The sequence below is a fragment of the Ensifer sp. ENS08 genome, assembly GCF_014852195.1.
Classification (GTDB): Bacteria; Pseudomonadota; Alphaproteobacteria; order Rhizobiales; family Rhizobiaceae; genus Ensifer; species Ensifer adhaerens.
Genome location: NZ_JACVBF010000014.1, coordinates 36,095 through 58,537 on the forward strand (window position 1 = coordinate 36,095; position 22,443 = coordinate 58,537).

At 62.9% G+C, this 22,443-nt stretch carries 17 protein-coding genes; 11 read left to right on the forward strand and 6 right to left on the reverse strand.

From position 1 onward, the window contains the following. Positions 1–6: 6 nt before the first annotated feature. The 3 genes from IB272_RS24780 to IB272_RS24790 are packed head-to-tail and all read right to left on the reverse strand — an operon-like array spanning position 7 to position 2,609. Positions 7–228: a hypothetical protein gene (locus IB272_RS24780; protein WP_034799164.1), complete on the reverse strand. Its 222-nt coding sequence runs from the start codon at positions 226–228 to the stop codon at positions 7–9. 32 nt (positions 229–260) lie between these two features. After that, complete coding sequence (locus IB272_RS24785) at positions 261–2,132, reverse strand: SARP family transcriptional regulator (protein ID WP_192445286.1); 1,872 nt, start codon at positions 2,130–2,132, stop codon at positions 261–263. A 27-nt stretch (positions 2,133–2,159) separates the two neighbouring features. After that, complete coding sequence (locus IB272_RS24790; protein ID WP_060521790.1) at positions 2,160–2,609, reverse strand: helix-turn-helix transcriptional regulator; 450 nt, start codon at positions 2,607–2,609, stop codon at positions 2,160–2,162. Between the two features lie 427 nt (positions 2,610–3,036). Between IB272_RS24790 and IB272_RS24795 the strand changes: the two genes are divergently transcribed. The 6 genes from IB272_RS24795 to IB272_RS24820 all read left to right on the forward strand — a co-directional run bounded on the left by IB272_RS24795 (position 3,037) and on the right by IB272_RS24820 (position 11,754). Continuing rightward, complete coding sequence (locus IB272_RS24795; RefSeq protein WP_192445288.1) at positions 3,037–5,628, forward strand: SH3 domain-containing protein; 2,592 nt, start codon at positions 3,037–3,039, stop codon at positions 5,626–5,628. A gap of 162 nt (positions 5,629–5,790) precedes the next feature. After that, complete coding sequence (locus tag IB272_RS24800; protein ID WP_348646812.1) at positions 5,791–7,872, forward strand: mechanosensitive ion channel family protein; 2,082 nt, start codon at positions 5,791–5,793, stop codon at positions 7,870–7,872. Between the two features lie 36 nt (positions 7,873–7,908). Then, positions 7,909–9,363: a lytic transglycosylase F gene (locus tag IB272_RS24805; RefSeq protein ID WP_192445292.1), complete on the forward strand. Its 1,455-nt coding sequence runs from the start codon at positions 7,909–7,911 to the stop codon at positions 9,361–9,363. Positions 9,364–9,496: 133 nt separating this feature from the next. Further along, positions 9,497–9,748, forward strand: a complete 252-nt coding sequence (locus tag IB272_RS24810) for a hypothetical protein (protein ID WP_051659506.1) — start codon at positions 9,497–9,499, stop codon at positions 9,746–9,748. A gap of 147 nt (positions 9,749–9,895) precedes the next feature. Continuing rightward, positions 9,896–10,993: a glycosyltransferase family 4 protein gene (locus tag IB272_RS24815; protein WP_112772073.1), complete on the forward strand. Its 1,098-nt coding sequence runs from the start codon at positions 9,896–9,898 to the stop codon at positions 10,991–10,993. Further along, complete coding sequence (locus tag IB272_RS24820; protein ID WP_060586100.1) at positions 10,990–11,754, forward strand: polysaccharide deacetylase family protein; 765 nt, start codon at positions 10,990–10,992, stop codon at positions 11,752–11,754. The genes IB272_RS24815 and IB272_RS24820 overlap by 4 nt, the downstream gene beginning before the upstream one ends. 125 nt (positions 11,755–11,879) lie before the next feature. On the opposite strand, the gene IB272_RS24825 is transcribed toward IB272_RS24820, so the two are convergent. Next, the gene (locus tag IB272_RS24825) at positions 11,880–12,062 is read right to left on the reverse strand and encodes a hypothetical protein (RefSeq protein WP_034799175.1); all 183 of its coding nucleotides are present in this window, start codon (positions 12,060–12,062) and stop codon (positions 11,880–11,882) included. Positions 12,063–12,158: 96 nt separating this feature from the next. Then, positions 12,159–12,992, reverse strand: a complete 834-nt coding sequence (locus tag IB272_RS24830) for an MBL fold metallo-hydrolase (protein WP_192445294.1) — start codon at positions 12,990–12,992, stop codon at positions 12,159–12,161. A 278-nt stretch (positions 12,993–13,270) separates the two neighbouring features. On the opposite strand from IB272_RS24830, the gene IB272_RS24835 reads away from it, so the two are divergent. Further along, complete coding sequence (locus IB272_RS24835; protein ID WP_089043712.1) at positions 13,271–14,464, forward strand: DUF3095 domain-containing protein; 1,194 nt, start codon at positions 13,271–13,273, stop codon at positions 14,462–14,464. A 35-nt stretch (positions 14,465–14,499) separates the two neighbouring features. On the opposite strand, the gene IB272_RS24840 is transcribed toward IB272_RS24835, so the two are convergent. After that, positions 14,500–15,837, reverse strand: coding sequence for a nucleotide sugar dehydrogenase (locus tag IB272_RS24840; RefSeq protein WP_192445296.1), 1,338 nt, complete (start codon positions 15,835–15,837; stop codon positions 14,500–14,502). Between the two features lie 382 nt (positions 15,838–16,219). Between IB272_RS24840 and IB272_RS24845 the strand changes: the two genes are divergently transcribed. The 4 genes from IB272_RS24845 (at position 16,220) to IB272_RS24860 (ending at position 22,442) form a co-directional block, all read left to right on the forward strand. Further along, a complete protein-coding gene (locus tag IB272_RS24845; RefSeq protein WP_034799181.1) occupies positions 16,220–17,569 on the forward strand; it encodes an adenylate/guanylate cyclase domain-containing protein in 1,350 nt (449 codons plus the stop codon). Between the two features lie 8 nt (positions 17,570–17,577). Next, complete coding sequence (locus IB272_RS24850; protein ID WP_192445298.1) at positions 17,578–18,528, forward strand: polysaccharide lyase; 951 nt, start codon at positions 17,578–17,580, stop codon at positions 18,526–18,528. 123 nt (positions 18,529–18,651) lie between these two features. Continuing rightward, positions 18,652–20,544: an ABC transporter ATP-binding protein gene (locus IB272_RS24855; RefSeq protein ID WP_060530247.1), complete on the forward strand. Its 1,893-nt coding sequence runs from the start codon at positions 18,652–18,654 to the stop codon at positions 20,542–20,544. Next, on the forward strand, positions 20,541–22,442 hold the full coding sequence (locus IB272_RS24860; protein ID WP_034799188.1) for an ABC transporter substrate-binding protein: 1,902 nt from the start codon (positions 20,541–20,543) through the stop codon (positions 22,440–22,442). The genes IB272_RS24855 and IB272_RS24860 overlap by 4 nt, the downstream gene beginning before the upstream one ends. The last annotated feature ends 1 nt before the right edge of the window (position 22,443 follow it).

The window sequence follows — 22,443 nt, forward strand, 5'->3', positions numbered from 1 at the left end:
CGTGGATTAGCCGTCCATGAACCCGCCGGAAACGGAGCCGGACGAGGCCGCAACCACGGCGAGATTGACGCCCTTGTGCACCATTGCCCCGCTGTTGTTACGCAGGTCGTTGGCCGCAGCCAGCGGCCCCTGCGTCGGCGTTGCGATCTGCGAGACCGTGCCCGCATCCAGATCCGCAACCCAAAGCCGGTTGTCACCCGCCAAACCGATCACCACTACTTTTGCCATTTTCCCCTCCTGGCCGTTGCTGATGTGAGAAATCAGAAGCCCGCCTTGCGCAGGCCCTCGCAATAATGAACGCGCTGCCATTCTTCCCTAAAGGGAACGATGGTCATCCACTTGTCGAGATCAAAGTCCGGATGCACGTCGAAAGTCTTACGGACGAACTGGCGCGCTTTTTTCCGGTTGCCGAGCATGCCCCAACTTGCCGCCGACAGCCGGTCGGCAGGGGTCGGATCGCGCATGCGCTCGATATAGGCGATCGCCTGCTCATACTGGCCAAGCGAGTAGCTGGCGCCGGCCGCGGTCCAGAAATATTCGTCCGGCGCAATCGGGTTGAGATCGATTGCTGCCTGGATCTTGCGCAGGCCACCCTCGGGGCGCGAAGCTTGCACCAGCGTGTCGGCGTAGCTCGCAATCACGTTGGCGTGCTGAGGGCTCAGCGCCTCCGCCTTGTCATGGTATTCCATGCTCTCGTCGAACTGTCTCAAGTAGAGCTTGACGACGCCAAGCTCGCGATAGCCCGTTGCCAGCGTGTCGTCGGCCACCACCGCATCGCGCGCATGCCGTTCCGCAAGCGCCAGCAGCTCTGCGTCGCCGCGGGCTGTCAGCAGCCACTCGAAAAAATAGCTGCGGGCGAGCCCGCTCATCGCCGGCGCAAAGCCGGAGTTCTCATAGAGCGACTGGCGGAAACTCTTGCGCGCGCGCCGCAGCTCCGGAAGGTTGAGCTGCTTGAGATAGCGCTGTCCGAGCAGGAAGCTGCGGTAGGAGCCGACATTGGTCTCGTAGGTCTGGCGATGGGTCTCGTTACGCTCCACCTGGTTGGCGATCGCCAGTGCGATCTGGCGGGCAATTTCCCGCCGTGAGGCCATCAGCCCGTCGCCATCGAGATTGAAACGGTCGGCCCAGATCACTTCGTCATTGGCAAAGAAGATCAGTTGCGTGAAGAGCGTCAGCCGGCTGCCTTCGTCGGTCAGGCGCGTGTCGAGAATGTAGCTGATGGCGTGCTTCTGGTAGGTGCTGGCCTTGTCTGCCTGCAGGCTGATCTGTGCGGCCGTGTAGGGCGCGATCACCGAAACCGAGCGAAGCGCGCAAAGCCCGATCGTCACGTCCTCGATCAGGGCGCTTGCAAATTGTGTTGCCGGACTGTCGACCGCGCCGTTGTTCGGCGGCAGAAGGACGACGCGCGGCGGGCGCGAGTCGGCAGCCGACTCCGACGTCGGCGCGATTATCGTCGAGACCGATCGCAATTCCGGCCTGTTGATCGCGATCGCGCCGCCGCCATTCGAGACAGCCCGTGCCTCCAGATGGTTGCCCTCAAGCTGAAACGCCTGGGTCAGGATCTTGCGCACGTCCTCGTCGAGCGGGTTGCGCTCGAGCAGCCGGGTCGCTGCCGCCTTGACCAGCTTGCGATGATTGTTCGTCGCCTCCGCTGCCGCAAGAAGCAGGCTTTCGCGCAGCAGCGCCATATGCTCGCCACGCTGCCGCTCGATCCAGCCATGCAGCGCCTGGCCCTGGGACTTCAAGTCCTTGAGGAAGTCATCCTGGAAGGTTTCGACGGCCCACTGGAGACGGGAAAGTGGATCGCCCGCCTCACGCCCGATGGTATCGAGGTCGCTCTTGAGCCGGCTGGCGTCGAAGCGCACGGCCGACGGCGAGAAACTCAGGAAGTGACAGCCGAGTTCTTCCTGGCGCGCGCTGATGCGGGAGACCGTCTTGCGCAGATTGACGAAGGCCTGGCTCGGGACGATCTCGTCCCAAAGGAGCTTGGCGACATCGTTTCTTGACTGCTCGCTGTGGCCGCCGACGATCAGATGACACAGGATCAGCAGACCCTTTTCGGGAAACGCTACCTCACGCCCGCCGTTATCGACGAGCCGCAAGCGCCCGAGGGTCTGCAGTCTGAATGTCATCCGGTCATTCCTGTCGGGCGCGGGTGCTTAGCCGTGCAGGTCCTGAGCGTGGCTCGTGCTTGAGCGGGCGGTCTCGGTCTCCGGCGTCTGGGCAACGGCGGCGACCAGCGAGATGATCTTCTTGCGCAGCACCGGGTCCGTGATCTTCAGGAAAGCGCGGTTGAGCGCGATGCCTTCCTTCGACGAAACGAAGGACGAGATTTCGCTCGGCTCGCGCGTTGTGTCGCCGTTGCGTGCGCCGGCAGGGTCTTCACCCTCCTGGAAGAAGAAGCTCGGGTGCACGCCGAGGATATCGGCGATCGCCTGCAGACGGCTCGCGCCGATGCGGTTGGTGCCTTTTTCGTACTTCTGTACCTGCTGGAATGTGATCCCGAGACCGTCGGCCAGCTTCTCCTGGCTCAGTCCGGCCATCAACCGACGCATCCTGACGCGGGAACCGACAAAGACATCGATCTGGCTGGGGGCTTTCGTGTTCACTTGTATTTCCTCCGCACGTAGGAGTGGTCAAATCATACATATGAGTTTGCTTGAATAAATGACTCTATGCAATCACTACGGGCTAAAACACAGAGATTTGCGACGCTTTAATGATTTTACCCGGGGAGACGGGATAGCGACCGTCGCGATCGGGACAGAAGCGGGCAACCTGAAGGACCGGGGAGGGGTGGTGAAACGGCATGCGCCCCTGCGGCGCTCCGAATCGTTCCGGTATGCGGCGTTTGCTGCGGCACGCTCCGCTCCGTTGCGTCTAACTTCTCGGCGACCCGTTACGGTCGCCGTTACTGTTACGTACTTGCGCTTTGGTGATGGGCAAAGATGTCTATGGCTCAACCAGTTCCGGTGCCAGCTTCGGCTTCAGTCGTTGCGGGCGCTGGTCGGCCGCCCGGGATCTCGGAGAACCGTAATGCGCAGACTGACACTCGCCTTCATCCTCGTCGCGATTGCCGCGGTTCCGGCGCAGGCCGGGCCGGCAACGACGAGCGCCTCACTCAATTTCCGGGAAGGACCGGGAACCGGCTTCAACAGTCTGGGGACGATCGCCGAGGGAACCGAGGTCGATGTCAAGGAATGCGACGATGCGGGCACCTGGTGCGCGGTAAGCTTCAATGGCCAGAACGGCTTCGTGAGCGGCAAGTACCTGAACGATGCCGATCCTAAGGGGCTCGGTTGGCCGCGCGCCTACAAGACCGATAGTGGCGCGACCATCACGCTCTATCAGCCGCAGATCAACGCCTGGAAGGATTTCACCGAACTCGATGCGCTGATCGCCGCTGAATACAAGCAGTCCGACGACGCCAAGCCGATCTTCGGCGTGGTTGGCGTTACCGGCAAGACCGATGCTGACAGCGCCTCCGGCCAGGTCGTCGTTTCTGATATCAAGATGACCGAGATCAACTTCTCCGTCCTCGACCGGAAGGAACTGGCGGATCTGACGCTCGAGGTCGGCAAGCTGATGCCGGTCGAGACGATCACCGTTTCGGAGGACAAGCTGACGGCGAGCCTCGCCGACTACCAGCGGCTCGGCAATGTCGACGGGCTGAAGGCAGACGCGCCGCCGATCTTTATCAGCAAGAAGCCGGCGATCCTGGTGCAGACCGACGGCAAGGCCGTGTTTGCCCCGGTCAAGGGCGTCGAGGGCCTCTCCTTCACGGTCAACACCAATTGGGATCTGTTCAAGGTCGAGGCTGACGCCACCTATTACCTGCGCAACGACAAGTCATGGCTGCAATCGAAGGATCTCGCCTCGGGATGGCAGTCCGCCTCGTCGCTTCCCGACATTCTCAGCAAACTGCCGGACGATGACAACTGGAAGGATGCCAAGGCGGCGATCCCGCCGCAGGCGGACAAGGTGATCGTGCCCGACGTCATCTATTCGGACAAACCGTCGGAACTGCTCGCCTTCGACGGTGAGCCGAAACTCGAACAGGTGCCGGGCACCGGTCTCAAGGTTGCGACCAACACCGAGAGCGACGCCTTTTACCGTGACGCTGACTCAAGCTGGTACATCCTCGTATCCGGTCGCTGGTTCGCGAGCACCGCGCTCGACGGCCCCTGGACCTTCGCGACGCCCAAGCTGCCGCAGGACTTCCAGAACATTCCGCAGGATGCCGCCTATTACATGGTGCGCGCGTCCGTTCCCGGTACCTCCGAAAACGCAGAGGCGCGGCTGAAGGCGAGCATTCCCGAAAAGGCGCGTGTCTCGCTCGATGGCTCCGTCACGGTGGACGTCGCCTATAGCGGCGACCCGAAGTTCAAAACGATCGACGGGACGTCCCTGACCTACGCGGTCAACACCAACGAGACCGTCATCAAGGTCGGCGACAAGTATTTCGTGCTCAAGGACGGGGTCTGGTTCGTCGGCGATGCACCGACCGGGCCGTTCGCTGTGGCAAAGGCGGTGCCGGACGAGATCTATACCATCCCGCCGTCGTCGCCGATCTACAATGCCACCTATGTGCGCATCTACGATACCGAGCCCGACGCGGTCTGGTTCGGCTATACGATGGGTTACCTGGGTGCCTATCTCGCCTGGGACACCTTCGTCTACGGCACCGGCTGGTACTATGACGACTATTGGGATTACGGCTGGGCCGGTGGCGGTTACTGGCCCTATTATCCACGCCCGGTAACCTATGGGGTCGGCGCCTTCTATAATCCGGCCATCGGTACGTTCGGCCGCTATGGATATGCCTACGGGCCCTATCGCGGCATTGCTGCCGGTGCGGCCTACAATCCGCGCACGGGCACCTATGTTCGCGGCGCGGCCGGCTACGGACCGAACGGAGACCGCGGCTTCGTCGCCGCCTACAATCCGCGCACCGGCAACGCGGCGATGGCTCGCGGCGGACATAACGTCTACGGAAGCTGGGGCACCGCGGCCGTCAAGCACGGGTCCGATTTTGCCCGCATCAGCGGCGGCTCGACCGCCAATGGCGCCGGCGTCAATTGGCGCACGTCGGACGGGAACCATGGCTTTGTCGCCGGCGGCAAGGGCGGCGACGTCTATGCCGGCCGTGACGGAAACGTGTATCGTCGTGACGACGGACAATGGCAAAAGCGTACGCCCGACGGTTGGCAGCCAGTCCAGAAGCCTTTGATCCAGGATAGGACCAAGGCGGGCGAGCAATTCTCCGCCAATCATCCGGATGCAGCGGAGAACATCAACCAGAGGATCGAGACGCGGCAGCAGGCCGGCCAAGGTGTGGCGCAGGCTGCCCGCGAGCGTGCCCCCGACCATCTGGCGATCGACAATATCGGCCGGCAGCTCGGCAACCAGCGCAGCTTCGAGCGGCAGTCGTTCGGTCAGCGGCCGCTGAATTTCCCGACCGGTGGCGGTGGCGGCTTTGACCGCCCGGGCGGCTTCGGGGGCGGCGGCTTTGACGGCGGCGGTTTCCAGGGTGGTGGTGGATTTGGCGGTGGGGGTGGCTTCCATGGTGGAGGCGGTTTCCACGGAGGCGGTGGGTTCCACGGTGGCGGTGGCTTCCGTCGCCGCTGACCGCGTCGCATTTGGCGTTGACGCAACAGCCCGGTGGTATGTTAGCCTTTGTAAAGATTGGGAGTCGTGCCGGTCGGGGGACGGGCATGTTCGTCGGGGGTGATGAGAATGGGCTGTGTCGGGTCGTCGGGTCGCTTGCTTATGGGGCCGGTCTTCGGTCTCGTGGCTTTTCTTTCCGCTGTTTTCGGGCTGGTTTCGCCAGGGCTGGCGCAGCAAGCCGCGCCGGCGGCTCCGCCCGCAAAGGTCCAGCAGCTGATCCAGCTTCTCGATGATCCGGAAGTGAAACAGTGGCTGTCGACGAAACAGGCCCCGCCCGCCACTGCGGCCGAAGCTCCGGCCGGAACGCCCGCAACCGGTGTCGTGGCGCGTTGGACCGCCGAAATCAGGCGTCATCTGACCGGCATCGGCAACGCCGTGCCGCGTGTCCTTCCGGAGATGCAGGCGGCGCGCCAGCGCCTTTCCGGCGACATGGAGAGCCATGGCGCCGCTCCCATCCTCAAAGGGTTTTTCCTGATCCTGGCGATCGGCTACGGCGCCGAATATCTCCTGCGCTGGCTGCTCGGACGCAGCCTGAAGGGGGCGGTGCTGACGGGGCCGGCCCGCACCATGCTCACACGGCTTCTGCCGCTTATCGTTTTTGCGGCTGCCAGCATGTCGGTGCTGGCGATCGCCGACTGGCCGACGCGGCTGGAAACGACGATCGCGCCGCTGCTCGGCGCCTGGATCGGAGCACGCCTTTTGATGATCATCGCCTCGGCGGTCCTGACGGGGGGACCGGTCAACGAGGGGAATGCGGACGGGCGAGGCGGTTACCTCTCGCTCACGCCCGATGAGGCCAGCTTCTGGCACCGGCATGCCCTATGGCTGATCGGTGGGGGGGCGCTCGTCTGGGGTGTCGGCGACGCGATGAGCGCGTTGTCGGTTTCCGCGGACGTGCGCAATCTCATCACCGCGCTTCTTGGGCTCGTGGTCCTCGCGCTCGGGATCCTCACAGTCGTGCGGCGTCCGGTGGGGGCCGTTGTCGGTTCGCGCCGTATCGTCGGCAACGTGTTCCTGGTTGCGTTCCTGATCGTGCTTTGGCTGCTTTGGGTCGCCGGCATGGACGTGCTGTTCTGGATCGGCCTTTACGTGATCGGCTTGCCGCCGCTGCTGCGTTTCACGAGCGCCTTTACCAAGACGATGCTGGATAGCTCGGCAGAGGACGATGCGCGCGTGGTGCGCAACATCTTCATCGAGCGCGGGGCACGGCTGCTGGTCATCGCGCTTGCCGCCGGCTGGCTGGCGCTCGTCTTCAAGGTCAGCGCCACGTCTATGATGCAGGACGACGCCTTCAATCGGGTGTTCCGCGGCGTCCTGGCGGGTATCGTCATCCTGCTGGCTGCAGATCTGGTCTGGCAGCTCGTCAAGGGTTTCATCAACCTGCGCGTCAAGCAGGCCAATCACGCGACCGAGGATCCGGCCGAGCGCGCCCGCAACACCCGCCTGATGACGTTGCTGCCGATCCTGCGTAACTTTCTGGCAGCCTTCATCGCGATCGTAGCCGTGCTGATGGTGCTCTCCGGCCTTGGGGTGGAAATCGGCCCGCTGATTGCCGGCGCCGGTGTCTTCGGCGTGGCGATCGGCTTCGGCTCGCAGACGCTGGTCAAGGACGTCATCAGCGGCATCTTCTATATGATGGACGATGCCTTCCGGATCGGCGAATACATCCAGAGCGGTAGCTACAAGGGCACGGTCGAATCCTTCAGCATTCGCTCGGTCAAGCTCCGGCATCATCGCGGTCCCGTGTTCACGGTGCCTTTCGGCTCGCTCGGCGCGGTGCAGAACATGAGCCGCGACTGGGTGATCGACAAGTTCCTGATCAACGTTTCCTTCGATGCCGACGTCGCCAAGGTGAAGAAACTGGTGAAGGGCATCGGCGCCAAGCTGCTCGAAGATCCGGATATCGGGCCGCTGATCCTGGAAACGGTCAAGATGAAGGGTGTCGAGAACTTTGGCGACTACGGCATGACCTTGAGTTTCGCCATGAAGACGAAGCCGGGGGCACAGACCCAGGTCCGGCGCCGGGCGCAGGTGATGATCAAGGAATCCTTCAAGGAAAACGGCATCAACTTCGCCTCGCCGACCGTGCAGGTGGCGGGCGACGAGCAGCAGCAATCCGTCGCCGCGGCCGCCGCGACCCGCGACGCCATCGCCAAGAAGAATGCGGCCGCCGCGCTTGGCGAAGGCGGTCCGCCGCAGGAATAGCATTTCGGCAACAGGGTTCTCGGGCTGGGGGCTGACATGAAACGCGTTCTCTTGGGGCTGCTGCTTCTCGTGTTCTTCACGGGAAGCGGCGCCTTGGCACAGTCGAATGAGCAATTCCTTCGCTCGATGTTCGTCCCCCACAAGGACGACTTCGACGGAATGGAAAAGCGGCGCGTGATCCGCATCATCGTGCCTTTCAGCAAGACCATCTATTTCCTCGATCGCGGCCAGCAATTGGGCACGGCCGTCGACTTCGGAACGGCGCTCGAACACGAACTCAACAAGGGGAAGAAGAAGCAGATCGACAAGATCCGCGTCGGGTTCCTGCCGATGCCGCGGGCGCGTCTGCTCTCGGCGCTCGAAGAAGGGCTTGGCGATATCGTCATGGCCAATCTGACGATAACCGAGACGCGGCTTGCAAAGGTCGATTTCACCGCGCCGCTGTTCGACGAAGCCAAGGAGGTGCTGGTCACCGGCCCTTCGGCGCCGGCGATCACAAGCGTCGACGATTTGAGCGGGCAGGAACTGCATGTGCGCCGATCGAGCAGTTATTACGAGCACCTGGCGGCGCTCAGCGCCGGCTTCGAAGAGGCCGGTCGCGCGCCGATCACGCTGAAGGACATGGATGAGAACCTCGAGGACGAAGACGTCCTGGAGATGATCAATGCCGGCCTGCTGCCCTGGACGGTCGTCGACAAATACAAGGCGGACATCTGGGTGAAGGTGTTCACCGACCTCAAGGTGCGCGACGACATCGTCGTTTCCGACCACGGGGAGATCGCCTGGGCGATCCGCAAGGACAGCCCCAAGCTTAAAGGTGTGCTCGACGACTTCGTCAAGACCCACAAGGTCGGGACGACCTTCGGCAACATCCTGAGGAGCACCTATTACAAGGGCGACAAGATGCTGAAGCGCGCCTATGCGCCAGCCGATGTCGAACGTTTCAAGCAACTCGTGGGAATCTTCCGCACGCACGGGAAGACCTATTCCTTCGGCCACCTGATGCTGATGGCGCAGGGCTACCAGGAATCGCAGCTCGATCAGTCCCGCCGCAGCCACAGGGGCGCGGTCGGCATCATGCAGTTGCTGCCATCGACCGCTGCGGACAAGGCCGTCAACATTCGCGGCATCGATAAGGACGAGAACCTCAACGTCGAAGCGGGCTCGAAATATCTGCGCTACCTTGTCGATACCTACATCGACGACCCGGCCGTCACGCCGAAAAACCAGATGCTGTTTGCCTTCGCGGCCTACAATGCCGGACCGGGAAACCTGCGCAAGTTCAGGGCCAAGGCCAAGGATATGGGGCTCGACCCGAACCTCTGGTTCGGCAATGTCGAGAATGCGGCGGCGGCGATCGTCGGGCGCGAGACGGTGCAATACGTCAGCAATATCTACAAATACTATGTCGCCTATAGCCTGCTCTCGGAGCATGATACGGAAACCACGGTCGAGAAGGCCGGCAGCACAGGGGTGGCTGCAACGCCTTAGCGAACGCGGCGGCGCGATCTGGCCGCGCTGGAAGAAGAGAAACGAAACAAGGAGTGGCAGGCACGGAGCGGTCCACGGACGGCGATGGGGCTGCCAGGTGATCATGGTGAAAAACATCCGCAGCCTTGGCGGGCTGTTTGGTCTGCTTGCTCTGTCCGCGGTGACGCTTGCGGGCTGCACGACGCCGGACCTGGAGCCGATCCCCGGCAGCATCACCTATGGCGGGCAGCCGCGCACGAAGCTGACGAAGGCGCCCGTCGGCAGCATCGTCCCGCACCGCTTCACGAGCGGCAACAGCTTCGTTCAGGAAACCTATGTCATCGAGCCGGACCGTTCGCTGAAACTGATCCGCCGGGACTACTACGATTTGCCGATCGACCGATGAACCGCTGGCGGTCGGGCCTGGTATCCCCTTGGCTGCAGACGGCGGCGCGGACGCATGCTTTCCTCTCCCGCGATCCCACCGGAAAGCGGCAAGCTCCCGGCGCGGTCGGTTGACAGGCCGCCGCGGAGAAACGATAGCTCGCTGCGGATGAAGATCGCCTTTTACGCACCGCTGAAATCCCCAGACCATCCCGTTCCTTCGGGTGATCGCCTGATGGCGCGCATGCTGGTTGCAGCACTCCGTGCGGGAGGGCACGAGGTCGCGGTCGTCTCGGACCTGCGCAGCTTCATGGCGGCCGCGTCGGACGTAGATTTTCGTGAACTGGAGCAAGCGGCGGCAGGCGAGATCATCCGCCTCCGGCAGGGGTGGATGCGCGACGGCGCCCCCGATCTATGGTTCTGCTACCATCCCTACTACAAGGCGCCGGACCTGCTCGGTCCTTCGCTTGCCGCCGAATTCACCATCCCCTACGTGACGGCAGAGGCCTCCTACTCGGCGCGGCGAAACGAGGGCGTGCGCGCGATCGCCCAACGCCACGTGCTCCAGGCCATCGAGCAGGCGGCAGTCAACATCTGCCTGACGCGCCGGGACCGGGATGGCCTGCTGGAGGCCGCGCCCGACTGCCGCCACGCGATGCTTGCCCCCTTCATCGATGCCGCCCCTTTCGTGCCGGGCGGCGGAAGCACGGATGACCTCTGCCGCATGGTCGTAGTCGCCATGATGCGCAGCGGCGACAAGCTGGACAGCTACCGCATGCTGGCGCAATCGCTGACACACATCGCCGATAGCCGCTGGACCCTGACGATCGTCGGCGACGGTCCGTGCCGCGACGAGGTGCAACAGGCCTTCTCGGCCTTGCCGTCCGACCGGCTGGACTGGCTCGGCGAAAGGAGCGCTGCCGATCTGCCGGCTATTCTTGCCGGCAGCGACCTCTACGTTTGGCCGGGCTGCGGCGAGGCCTATGGGCTTGCCTATCTCGAAGCTCAGGCGGCGGGCCTGCCAGTCGTTGCGCAGAATACCGCCGGCGTGCCGGAAGTGGTCAGGGACGGCGAGACAGGGATCCTTACGCCCGACGGCGATGCCACCGCCTTTGCGGCGGCGATGCGCGCGCTGATAGAGGATCCGGTCCTTCGGCGGAGATTGGGTACGGCTGCCGGACGGTTCGTCCACGACGAACGTTCCTTCCCTGCCGCGGCGCGGCGGCTGCGCACGATATTTGACGAGCATCTGGAGGCGACGGCATGAGACGACCCCATTGGCAGCAGCTTGCCGTCGCGCTCGACCGCGTGGCCGCGTCCGGTCGACAGGTTGATTTCTGGCTGCGGGACGACGACGCCGCCGAGCCGACGGCAGCACTCGACCGCCTGTTGTCGCTGGTTGACAAGCACCTGGTTCCGGTGGTCATCGCCGTGCCGCCCGCGCTGACGGGCGAGGCGCTTGCGCGCCGCCTCGATGGACATGCCGGCGTCAGCGTCGCGGTGCACGGCTGGGCGCACCGCAACCATGCTCCGCCCGAGGAAAAGAAACAGGAACTCGGCGCGCACCGGCCACGCTCAACGGTTCTCGATGAACTCACGGAGGGTTACGCGCGTCTCCAGGCGCTGTTTCCGCGCAGCTTCGTGCCGATGCTGGTGCCGCCGTGGAACCGGATCGACGGCGCGCTTCTGGATGACCTGCCCGGGGTCGGTTTTGCGGCGCTGTCGGTCTTCGGTCCGGAAAAACCCTCGCTCTTCAAGCTCGTCAACACCCATGCCGATGTGATGGATTGGCAGGGAACACGCGGCTGCCGCGAGCACGCGGCGATTGTAGCAGACATCATCGCCAGGCTAAGGCAGATCTGCGGTGACGATGAAAAGAGGCGGGATCAGGCCGGGCGAACCATCGGAGTGCTCACCCATCATCTGGTTCACGACGCCGGCGTTTGGTCCTTCATGGAGGAGCTCTTCACGCTTACGGCCGCGCATCCGGCCTGTCGCTGGCGGACCGGAGCCGATCTCATAGCTTAATGATCCTTTCGCTGGCGGAAGCGTAGTTTGGCCAGCTGCCGCGACAAACAGTAGGGACGCTTGCCGCCATGTCAGGGAGGCGCGGCCGTCGGATGCGACGGCCCATGTTTTGCTGGAACACCACCTCAGCCGCTACCGGGTACGACAGTGTCGTCATCGTTGTCCGGCAGCAACCCTGAGCCGGGGGTCTTGGTCTTGTCGGTCAGTCGATCCTTTGCATGAGGACCTGCGGTTGGAAGATGCTGCCCACCCGACGGATCCTTGCCGGTTTCCTCGATCGCCTGCTGGGCCTTCTTGTCCTTGCTCATGCGGCGCTCCTTCTTTGGAAAGAAGGAATCCACGAGGCGTGAAATAGTTCCGGCCCGAATTTCGGGTAAAGGACATCCCGACGCGATTTCAGATGCTCAATCGAGCTCGACGATCTGTCCGTCGCGGGCGGCAAAGGCGCCGGGGAATGTCGCCTGGACATCGCGTTCCATGGCGGCCAACGCCTCATCGGTGCGCGACGGATCGTGGTGGAACATGGCGAGCTGCTTGACGCCGGCGGCCATCGCCAGTCGTGCGCCATGCATGCCGGTCGAGTGTCCGTAACCCTGAAAATGCTCCATCTCGCTTTCGAGATAGGTGCAGTCGTAGACGAACAGGTCGGCCCCGGCGATCAGTTCGAGCACGCCGGGATCGAGAACGCCCGGCTCGTGCTCGGTATCATAGACGAGCGCGACGGCGCGGCCATTCCATTCGATCCGGTAGCCGACGCAGCCACCGGGATGATTGAGGCTCATCGTGCGGATGGTGACGCCGGCACGCGGGGTCAGCACGTCACCGGGTTTGAAGTCCATGCCGTCGAGGCTCGCTTGACAGATGTCGGGATCGACCGGGAACCACGGCGGGCGCATGAAATCGCGGATCATCTCCCGCGTGGTCATGGTGCCGTGCAGATGGCCTGACCAGAAGCGCACCGAATTGCGACATTTGTAGATGGGTTTGAAATAGGGAAGACCGATAATGTGGTCGTAGTGGCTGTGAGTGAAGAATAGATCGAACTCTTCGACACCTTCGGCGATCAACGCATATCCCGCCTCGCGCAGGCCAGAACCGGCATCGAACAGCAATACGTCCTTACCGCATCGAATCTCGATGCAGGATGTATTTCCCCCATAGGCGACGTACTGTTGGCCGGAGACCGGCAAACTTCCTCTTACGCCCCAGAACCGCACTCGAAAGTTGTCGTCACGCATTCAGTTTCGGCTTCACTACGCACACTTGGATCATTTTGATCCTTGTATGACTGTTAAACAAGCACAGATGGCCACACCCCTGCAATGCCGTGGGTCATTATTTGGAAACTAACCTTCGCGTCGCCAAGTTCCGCTCCGGCCCGATCCGCTTCTCGCACAACCACTAGGCCGCCGAAACGGACAGAGGTGTCCCCCTGGTAACAGCCAACGAAACTTTTTGTTGCGCTCCTGCGTGAATTATCTGACGAACGTTAAGGGAGAGCGAGATCGAGGCGCTGATGGCTGAGGCAATGGAAGGGCGATTTTACGATAGCGTGCCGCTGTTCGCCGCCTTCGAAGGCGTCGCGGACGAAGCGAATTACCGGCCGTTGCCGGACGGCTGGCTGCTTGCCGTGGCCGATATCGTCAACTCGACCGGTGCGATTGCCGACGGCCGCTACAAGACAGTCAACATGGCTGGCGCGAGTGTCATATCCGCCCTGATGAACGTGCTCGAAGAAAAGACAATGCCCTTCGTATTCGGGGGGGATGGCGCCTTGGCGGCGCTGCCGGCATCGATGGCCGACAGGGCCCGCGACGCGCTGGCTGCAGTGAAAACCTGGGTGGCGGAGGAACTTGACCTTGAGTTGCGGACTGCGCTCGTTCCGGTCAGCGACATCCGCCAGCACGGGCTCGACATGCGTGTCGCCCGCTTCAAGGCCAGCGACGAGGTTTCCTACGCGATGTTTGCGGGCGGCGGGGCAAGCTGGGCCGAGGCGGCAATGAAGGCCGGGCGCTATCACGTCGCGGCAGCGCCTGCCGGCAGCCGGCCGGACCTGACCGGCCTTTCATGTCGCTGGAACTCGATCGAGTCCTGCCACGGCACGATCGCCTCGATCATCGCGGTGCCGGGGGCGAAGGGCAACGGACCGGAGTTCCAGGCGCTGATCGCCGACATCGTCGCGCTTGCCGACGAGGAAGATCGCGGCGGGCACCCCGTTCCCGAGCTTGGGCCGACCGCGCGGCTCTCGTTCCAGGGGATCGACATCGAGACGCGTGCGGCCGCTCCGCGAGGGCGACGTTTCCTGAAACGTTGCATTATCACCGTGCAGACGCTGGCACTTTTCGTCTGCCTTCGCATGGGCTGGAACTTCGGTCCTTTCGATACGAACCGGTATCGCCGCGACCTTGCCGACAACACCGACTTCCGTAAATTCGACGACGGCCTGAAAATGACGATCGATATCAGTGCCCCGTGCCTCGAACGGATCGAGGCGCGGCTGCAGCGGGCAGAGGCAGAGGGCGTCGGACACTATGGCCTGCACCGGCAGGATTCGGCGCTGATGACCTGCATCGTGCCGACGCCGATGACCCGCGACCACATACACTTCGTCGACGGCGCCTCTGGAGGCTATGCGGTGGCGGCGAGCAATCTCAAGGCCGCGCTGGCGCGCAACAAGGCTACTCAACCCTTTGCGGGTGGCGCCGGCTAGCTGTTGTGGCCACAGGGATGCGCACGACCGTTGCGCTATGCCTTGATAATGTGGCTGCCCGTCAGGCCGTTTCGATGGAAGACGTTGCGGGTATCGACGACGAGCGGCGCCCACTTGGCGAGGGCTGCGTAGTCCACCTGGTCGTGGTCGGTGGCGATCAGCACGGCGTCGAACGCCGCCACCGTGGGCTCGTCGAGCGTCACTGAACTCCGGCCCTTCAGAGCGGCATATTCGCGCGTCGGCGGGATCTCGGTAACGTAGGGGTCGTGATAGGCGGTGTGGCCGCCGCGCTCCTCGATCAGTTCGATCAGGCGCAACGATGGGCTCTCGCGAATATCGGGAACGTTCTTCTTGTAGGCGAGGCCGATGACGAGAACGGTGGAGCGGCTGAGCGCCTTGCCGGCGTGCCGGTCCAGCGCCTCGGCCAGTCGGCTGACGACGTGGCGCGGCATGGCCGAGTTGATCTCGCCGGCAAGCTCGATGAAACGCGTCGGCAGTTCGTATTCGCGCGACTTCCAGGTGAGGTAAAAAGGGTCGATCGGAATACAGTGGCCGCCGAGGCCGGGGCCGGGATAGAACGGCATATAGCCGAACGGCTTGGTTTTGGCGGCCTCGATCACTTCCCAGACGTCGATGCCCATCGCCTCGTAGACAATCTTCAATTCGTTGACGAGCGCGATGTTGACCGAGCGGAAGATGTTTTCGGTGAGTTTCACGGCTTCCGCCGTGGCGTTGGACGAGACCGGAACGACCGTCTTAACCACGGAAGCGTAGAACGCCTCCATCAGCTTTGCCGCCTCGGGGCCGTCGCCGGCGACGACCTTCGGAATGCTCACGGTCTCATAGACCGGGTTGCCCGGGTCTTCGCGCTCGGGTGAAAAGCCGACGAAAAATTCGGCGGCGGACTTGAACCCGGTTTCCTCGAGGATGCTGCGCACGATGCCATCGGTCGTACCGGGGTAGGTGGTCGATTCCAGGACGATGAGCTGCGCGGGACGCAGGGTTGCGGCGATCGCGCGCGACGTCTTTTCGACAAAGGAAAGGTCCGGGTCGCGATATTTGGTCAGGGGCGTCGGCACGCAGATGATGATGACGTCGCAGCCGGACAGTTCGAGGAAATCCGTCGTGGAACGGAAACGGCCAGCACCGCTCTCCCGGGCAAGGACAGCGTCCGAGACCGCCCCGATGTAGGACTTGCCCGCATCGAGCGCGACGATCTTGCCGGGATCGATGTCGAAACCGATGACGGAATAGCCCGCGCGCGCTGCCGCAATCGCCAATGGCAGGCCGACATAGCCGAGCCCGATGACGCCGACCTTGGCGCTCCGGTCGGAGATGGACGACAGCAGGCTTTCGAAATGAGGTGAGGTCAAGTTTCGGTTCCGGATCTCGTGGACAGACAGGCGCGGCGCGCGAACATGTCGTGGTTTGTTGGAGAGAAACAAGCCCCAAGTCAAGCGAGGCCCGGTACCAGTGCTGCTGGCACGCCGTTGAGCCGGCTATCAAATCTTCGTGCTGCAACAGGTCGGAAAAATCTTCGTTCGCCTCTGGAAATTGGCTGCGCGCGTGAATATCTGCAACATATAAGTGCCGCATTCCGGGTGCCTGCACGTCATCGACGCCGGAATCGGTTGGAGCATTTTCTTAACGGGCACGGCTCATCATCATCCACCGCGAACATGAACCGGCAAATTGCCGGGGCGTTCGCCGTCTCCGGATGCTGACGCGGGACGGTCTGTCATGCGAGGACGCGAAATGGGCCCGACGAACGACAACGTATCCGAAATCCTCATCGACAAGGTCGCCGACTGGCTGATGCGCACATCGCTGAGCGACGCGCCGCTGGAGACGATCGTCAAAGGCTTCTGCGAGCGGCTGGCGGCCGCCGGCCTGCCGCTGATGCGCGTCCATCTTTCCTTCTCGATGCTGCACCCGCTTTACGATGCTCTGGGTTTCACCTGGGTGCGCGGCAAGGGCGTGGAGGTCAGCGGCCTTCGGCACGAGGAACTGGCGCTTAATCCCGAGCGGTTCCTGCAGAGCCCTTACTATTACCTGCTCAACAACAATCTCGAGCATGTCCGCCGGCGCATCTACCAGGATACACCGTCCGAGTTCCCGATCTTCGACGACCTCAAGGAAATGGGGGCGACGGACTATCTGGCCTTCATGCAGTCGCTCGGCGCCGATTCCGGCCATGGCATGGTCGGGTCCTGGACGACGGATCGGCACGGCGGCTTCACGGACGATGTCATTGGCGCGCTTTTGAAGCTGCAATACCATCTGGCAGTCGCGGCGAAGATGGCGGTGCTCGGCAAGCTCGCCGACAACATGCTGACCACCTATCTCGGCTCCAGCGCTGGCCGGCGTGTGATGAGCGGCCAGGTTCGCCGCGGCGACGGCGAGACCGTGCGCGCCGTCCTCGTCATGGGCGACATGCGCCGCTCGACGATGCTGGCGGAAAAGGAAGGGCGTCAGTCCTATATCGAGACCCTGAACACCTATTTCGATGCAATCGCAGCCCCCTTCAATCGCAACGGTGGCCATATTCTGAGCTTCGTCGGTGACGGCTTCATCGCCGTCTATCCCTGTGGGCGCCACAAGGAGCCCTCGGAATTTGCCGCCCGCGAGGCCTTTGCCGCCGTGCGCGCGGCAACCGCACGCATGGACATGCTGAACGGCGAGCGGCGCAAGCAGGCACGCGATCCGATCGGCTACGGCATCGGTCTGCATGTGGGCAACGTGATGTTCGGCAATGTGGGCCTGCGCGACCGGCTGACGTTCTCGGCCTTCGGCTCGGCCGTCAACGAAGTCCAGAGGTTGCAGAACCTGACCAAGAAATACGCCCACAGCGTCGTCGCGAGCGAAGCCTTCGTCAATTATTGCGGCGGCGACTGGACGGCCCTCGGCCAGGAAAAGCTCCGCGGCGTGCGGCAGAAATTTACGATCCTCTACCCCAACGACGCTGCCTTGCTCGCAAGGGCCGATGAACGCTTCGACGACGTGTTGCAGGATGGACTTTCCGAGGCGGAGCATGTCATGCTGCTTCATCGCAATACGCGTCCGCTCCAGCCGCCGCGCGGCCTTATCGACAAGATGCTTCAATAGGGGGAAGAATGTTTCGCACCGTCCTTTTCGTCGCTTCCATCGTCATGGCCGGGAGCGCGATGGCGCAGCCATGGGAAACCAAGCTTTCCGACGACTTCGAGGGGCGGGATTTTGCGCCTGAGGGCGGGCTCTACTATCGCGAGAACTTCGAGCAGACCGCCGGCACGGTGGAGTTTCAGAACGAGGTCAAGCATAACGGTAATGGCGCGCTCAAGCTGAGCGTCGTTCCGACCTGTCCCGATTCGCTCGACGGTTGCAGCGAGCGGGCCGAGATCTGGGAAAAGACGGCGCTGCGCGTGCCATACGACCAGGGCGTCTGGTATGGTTTCGCGGTCAAGTTTGCCGACCCGATCCCGAATGAGGACCATCGTTATCTGATCGCCCAGTGGAAGCGCGAGATCGATCCGGGTGCCGAGGGCGATTTCAGCCCGTTCCTTGCCTTGAGGCTGGAGGCCGGCAAACTTTTCGCCACTGTGGAAACGAACTATATCGCGCCGCTCTGGGCCGGTCCTGAGGGGAAGCCGGCGAGCTGCAAACCGGGCGAGATCCCCGTATGGGGGCGGCCGGGCGTCAACCAGATGCGCATGCTCGTCGCCGCAGACAGCAACTGGGAGCTGATCGACGGCAGTCTCTTCAATGCATGCACCGATGCGATCAAGGTGACGAACCACGGCAATCCGTTGCCCGACCCGAAGTCCGGCTGGATCGATTTCGCGATCTACACGCTGCCGGGAGCCAATGGCACGGGTCGCATCGAACTCTTCGCCAACGACAAGCCGATCATCACGGTGACGGGCCATATCGGTCACGACGACAAGGGGCTCGGCAAGAACCAGTACTTCAAGTTCGGCCCCTACCGGGCGGCCGATACCACCGACTGGACACTGTTTTACGACGACTTCAGACGCTCGGCCAATTGCGCCGACGTGTTGAAGGGCGGTCCCTGCCCTTCGTTCTAACCATCTGAAGATGCAGGTGGGTATAGCCTCGTCTGCAACCGGGTGTGCTGGACAGCCCTTGGAAGCTGCGCTAGTCTTTTTTTAGAGGCGGCGGATAAAAAGCAATGAGGGAAGCGTGCTGCTATGACATCTGGGGCGGACCTGCTTCGAGTTGAAGGTCTGCGGATCACATTCTCGGTGCTCGGCGGCGAAGTTCAAGCCGTCAACAACGCGAATTTCAGAATTTTGCCCGGCAAGGTGACGGCGCTCGTCGGCGAGTCCGGATCGGGGAAATCCGCAATCAGCCAGGCGGTGATGGGCATCTTGCCCAACGTCGCCAAGGTTGGTGGCAAAATTTTGTTCAACGACCCGACGACGGCGGCAAAGCCGATCGACCTGCTCTCGCTGGAGCGGGAAGGGGAGGAGATCCGCAGCCTGCGCGGCACGCGCATCAGCAAGATCTTCCAGGAGCCGATGACATCGCTGTCGCCGCTCCACACGATCGGAAATCAGATTTCCGAAGTGCTGAAGATCCACACCGACGCGGAAAAGGCGGAACGTCGGGCGCGAACGGAAGAGCTGCTCGGCTATGTGGGCTTTGCCAATCCGAAGCGCGCCTACGACATGTATCCGTTCGAGCTTTCCGGCGGCATGCGGCAACGCGCGATGATTGCCATGGCATTGATCTGCCGGCCGGCGCTGTTGATCGCCGACGAGCCGACGACAGCGCTCGACGTGACCGTTCAGGCGCAGATCCTGAAACTCCTGCGCGAGCTTCAGGTCAAGCTCAACATGGCCATGCTGCTGATCACCCATGACCTTGGCGTCGTCGCCAATATGGCCGACGAGGTTGTGGTGATCTATCACGGCCAGATCGTCGAGGCCGGTCCGGTCGAGGCGATCTTCCGCAACCCGCAGCATCCCTATCTCAAGGGCCTGATGGCCGCGGTTCCGCATTTCGACATGAAGCCCGGCGAGCGGCTGAAGGCGCTGCGCGAAGTGCCGGTCAAGGCTGGAACGCTGCTCGGGACATCGGCCGCCGACCGGCGCACCGGTCCCGACGTGCTTTTGTCCGTCCGCAATGTCTCGAAGACCTATGGAACGCGCAAATCGTCCTGGTTCGGTGGTGGCGAAGATACGCTGCATCGCGCCGTCGACGATGTCAGTTTCGATATCCGCCGTGGCGAGTGCCTCGGCCTCGTCGGGGAAAGCGGCTGCGGCAAGACCACCGTCAGCAAGATCTTGATGCGGGCCGTCACGCCCGACCAGGGCTCGGTGATCTTCGACAATGGCGAGGGGCCGGTCGATGTGCTGAAAGTGCAGGGCGACGACCTGAAGGCCATGCGATCCAAGATCCAGATGGTCTTCCAGGATCCGGTCTCCTCGCTCTCGCCGCGCATGACGGTCAAGAACATCCTCAGCGAGCCGCTCGAGATCCACGGGCGCGGAACGGGCAAATCGCGCGAAGAAACGGTGCGTTCGCTGCTGCAGGCCGTCGGTCTCGACCAGCGCTTCATCAATCGGTACCCGCACAGCTTCTCCGGTGGCCAACGCCAGCGCATCGGGATCGCGCGGGCGCTGGCGCTGGTGCCGGAGCTGCTGATCTGCGACGAGCCGGTGTCCGCGCTCGACGTCTCCGTCCAGGCGCAGATCCTCAACCTGCTGAAGGACCTACAGAAGGAACTGGGACTGACCTGCCTTTTCATCTCGCACAATCTGGCTGTTGTCGACTATATGGCCGACCGCATCGCCGTGATGTGCGCCGGGCGTATCGTCGAGCTGGCACCGCGCGAGGTGCTGATGCGCAATCCTGTTCATCCTTATACCAAGTCGCTGCTGGCGGCGGTTCCTTATCCGGATCTCGACCGGCCGCTGGATTTCGAACTGCTGAAGGACAGCGAAGGTTCGGACATGCGGCGCTGGGGACCGCAGTTCCGGGACGATGATGCCGGCGACGCGCTGATCCCCGCGGATCTCGGTGGTGACCACATTGTGCTGGCACGCCGATCCGTGGATGCAAGGGAGTTGCGGCCATGATCACCCGCCGAACTGTACTGGCATTGCTTGCGACCGTGGCTCTGCCGACGCGGCTCTTTGCAGCTGCAGGCGAGCCCGCATTCTGGGAAAAGCAGATTGCCGACGGCAAGCTGCCGCCGCTGGCCGAGCGCCTGCCGAAGACGCCGCGAGTCATCAACGTCGCGGCCATGGGGCGCCAGCCCGGCAAGTACGGCGGCGAGGTGCGGATGCTGATCGGCAGCGCCAAGGACATCCGCCTGATGACCATCTACGGCTATGCCCGTCTGGTCGGCTTCGACGAAGCGCTGAAGATCGAAGCGGACGTTCTCGAAAGCTTCGAAACGGTCGAGGACCGCATCTTCACCTTCCACATCCGCGAAGGCCACAAGTGGTCCGACGGCACGCCGCTGACGTCGGAGGATTTCCGCTATTGCTGGGACGACGTTCTCAACAACGAGAAGCTGAGCCCGGCCGGGCTGCCGACGGCGCTGGTCATGGATGGCGAGGCCGCCAAGTTCGAGATCATCGACGAACGCACGGTGCGCTATTCCTGGTCGACACCCAATCCTGACTTCCTGCAGAAGCTCGCCGGCGCCCAGCCGATGGTGGTGGTGATGCCGTCGACCTACCTGAAACAGTTCCATGAGAAATATCAGGAAGAAGACAAGCTCAAGGCCCTGATGAAGGAGGAGCGGGTCAAGAAATGGAGCCAGCTGCACATGCGCATGGCCCGTTCCTACCGCCCGGAAAACCCGGACCTGCCGACGCTGGACCCCTGGCGCAACACGACGCCGCTTCCGGCCGAACAATTCGTCTTCGAGCGCAATCCCTACTATCATCGCGTCGACGAGAACGGCCTGCAGTTACCCTATATCGACAAGTTCGTGCTCAGCGTCAGCTCGTCTGCGCTAATCCCGGCCAAGACCGGCACCGGCGAAAGCGACCTGCAGGCGACCGGTATAGACTTCGTCGACTACACCTTCCTCAAGGATTCCGAGAAGCGCTATCCGGCGAAAGTGCTGCTGTGGAAGAAGACGCAGGGCTCGCGCCTGGCGCTGCTTCCCAACCTCAACTGCTCGGATGCGGTCTGGCGGGCACTGCTGCAGGATGTGCGCGTTCGCCGCGCCCTGTCGCTTGCCATCGACCGCACCGAAATCAACAAGGCGGTGTTCTACGGGCTGACGAAGGAGAGCGCCGACACGGTGCTGCCCGAGAGCCCGCTCTTCCGGCCCGAGTTCGCCAATGCCTGGGTCGCCCACGATCCGGAACAGGCCAATGCGCTGCTCGACGAAGCGGGCCTGACCAAGAAGGACAGCGACGGCATCCGCATTCTCTCCGACGGCCGCGCGGCGCAGATCGTCGTGGAAACGGCCGGGGAAAGCACACTCGAGACGGACGTGCTGCAGCTCATCACCGACTACTGGCAGAAGGTCGGGATATCGCTCTTCATCCGGACCTCGCAACGCGACACGTTCCGCAGCCGCGCCGTCGGTGGCGAGATCATCATGTCGATGTGGTTCGGCATAGACAACGGCGTGCCGACGGCCAGCATGAACCCCGGCCAGCTTGCGCCGACCGCGGACGACCAGCTGCAATGGCCGGTCTGGGGGCTGAATTATCTTTCCCACGGCGAAATGGGCCAGGCCCCGGACCTTCCGGCAGCCGTGGAACTGACGGAACTGCTGCAGCGCTGGCGGCATTCGGCCGAAGACGCCGAGCGGACGGAGATTTGGAGCCGGATGCTCTCGATCTACACCGACCAGGTGTTCTCGATCGGCATCGTCAACGCCTCGCTCCAGCCGATCCTCGTGGCAAAGAAGCTGAGGAACGTGCCCGACACTGCGCTCTACGGCTTCGACCCCACGTGCTATTTCGGTGTCTACAAACCCGACACCTTCTGGATCGAACAGGAAGCCTGAC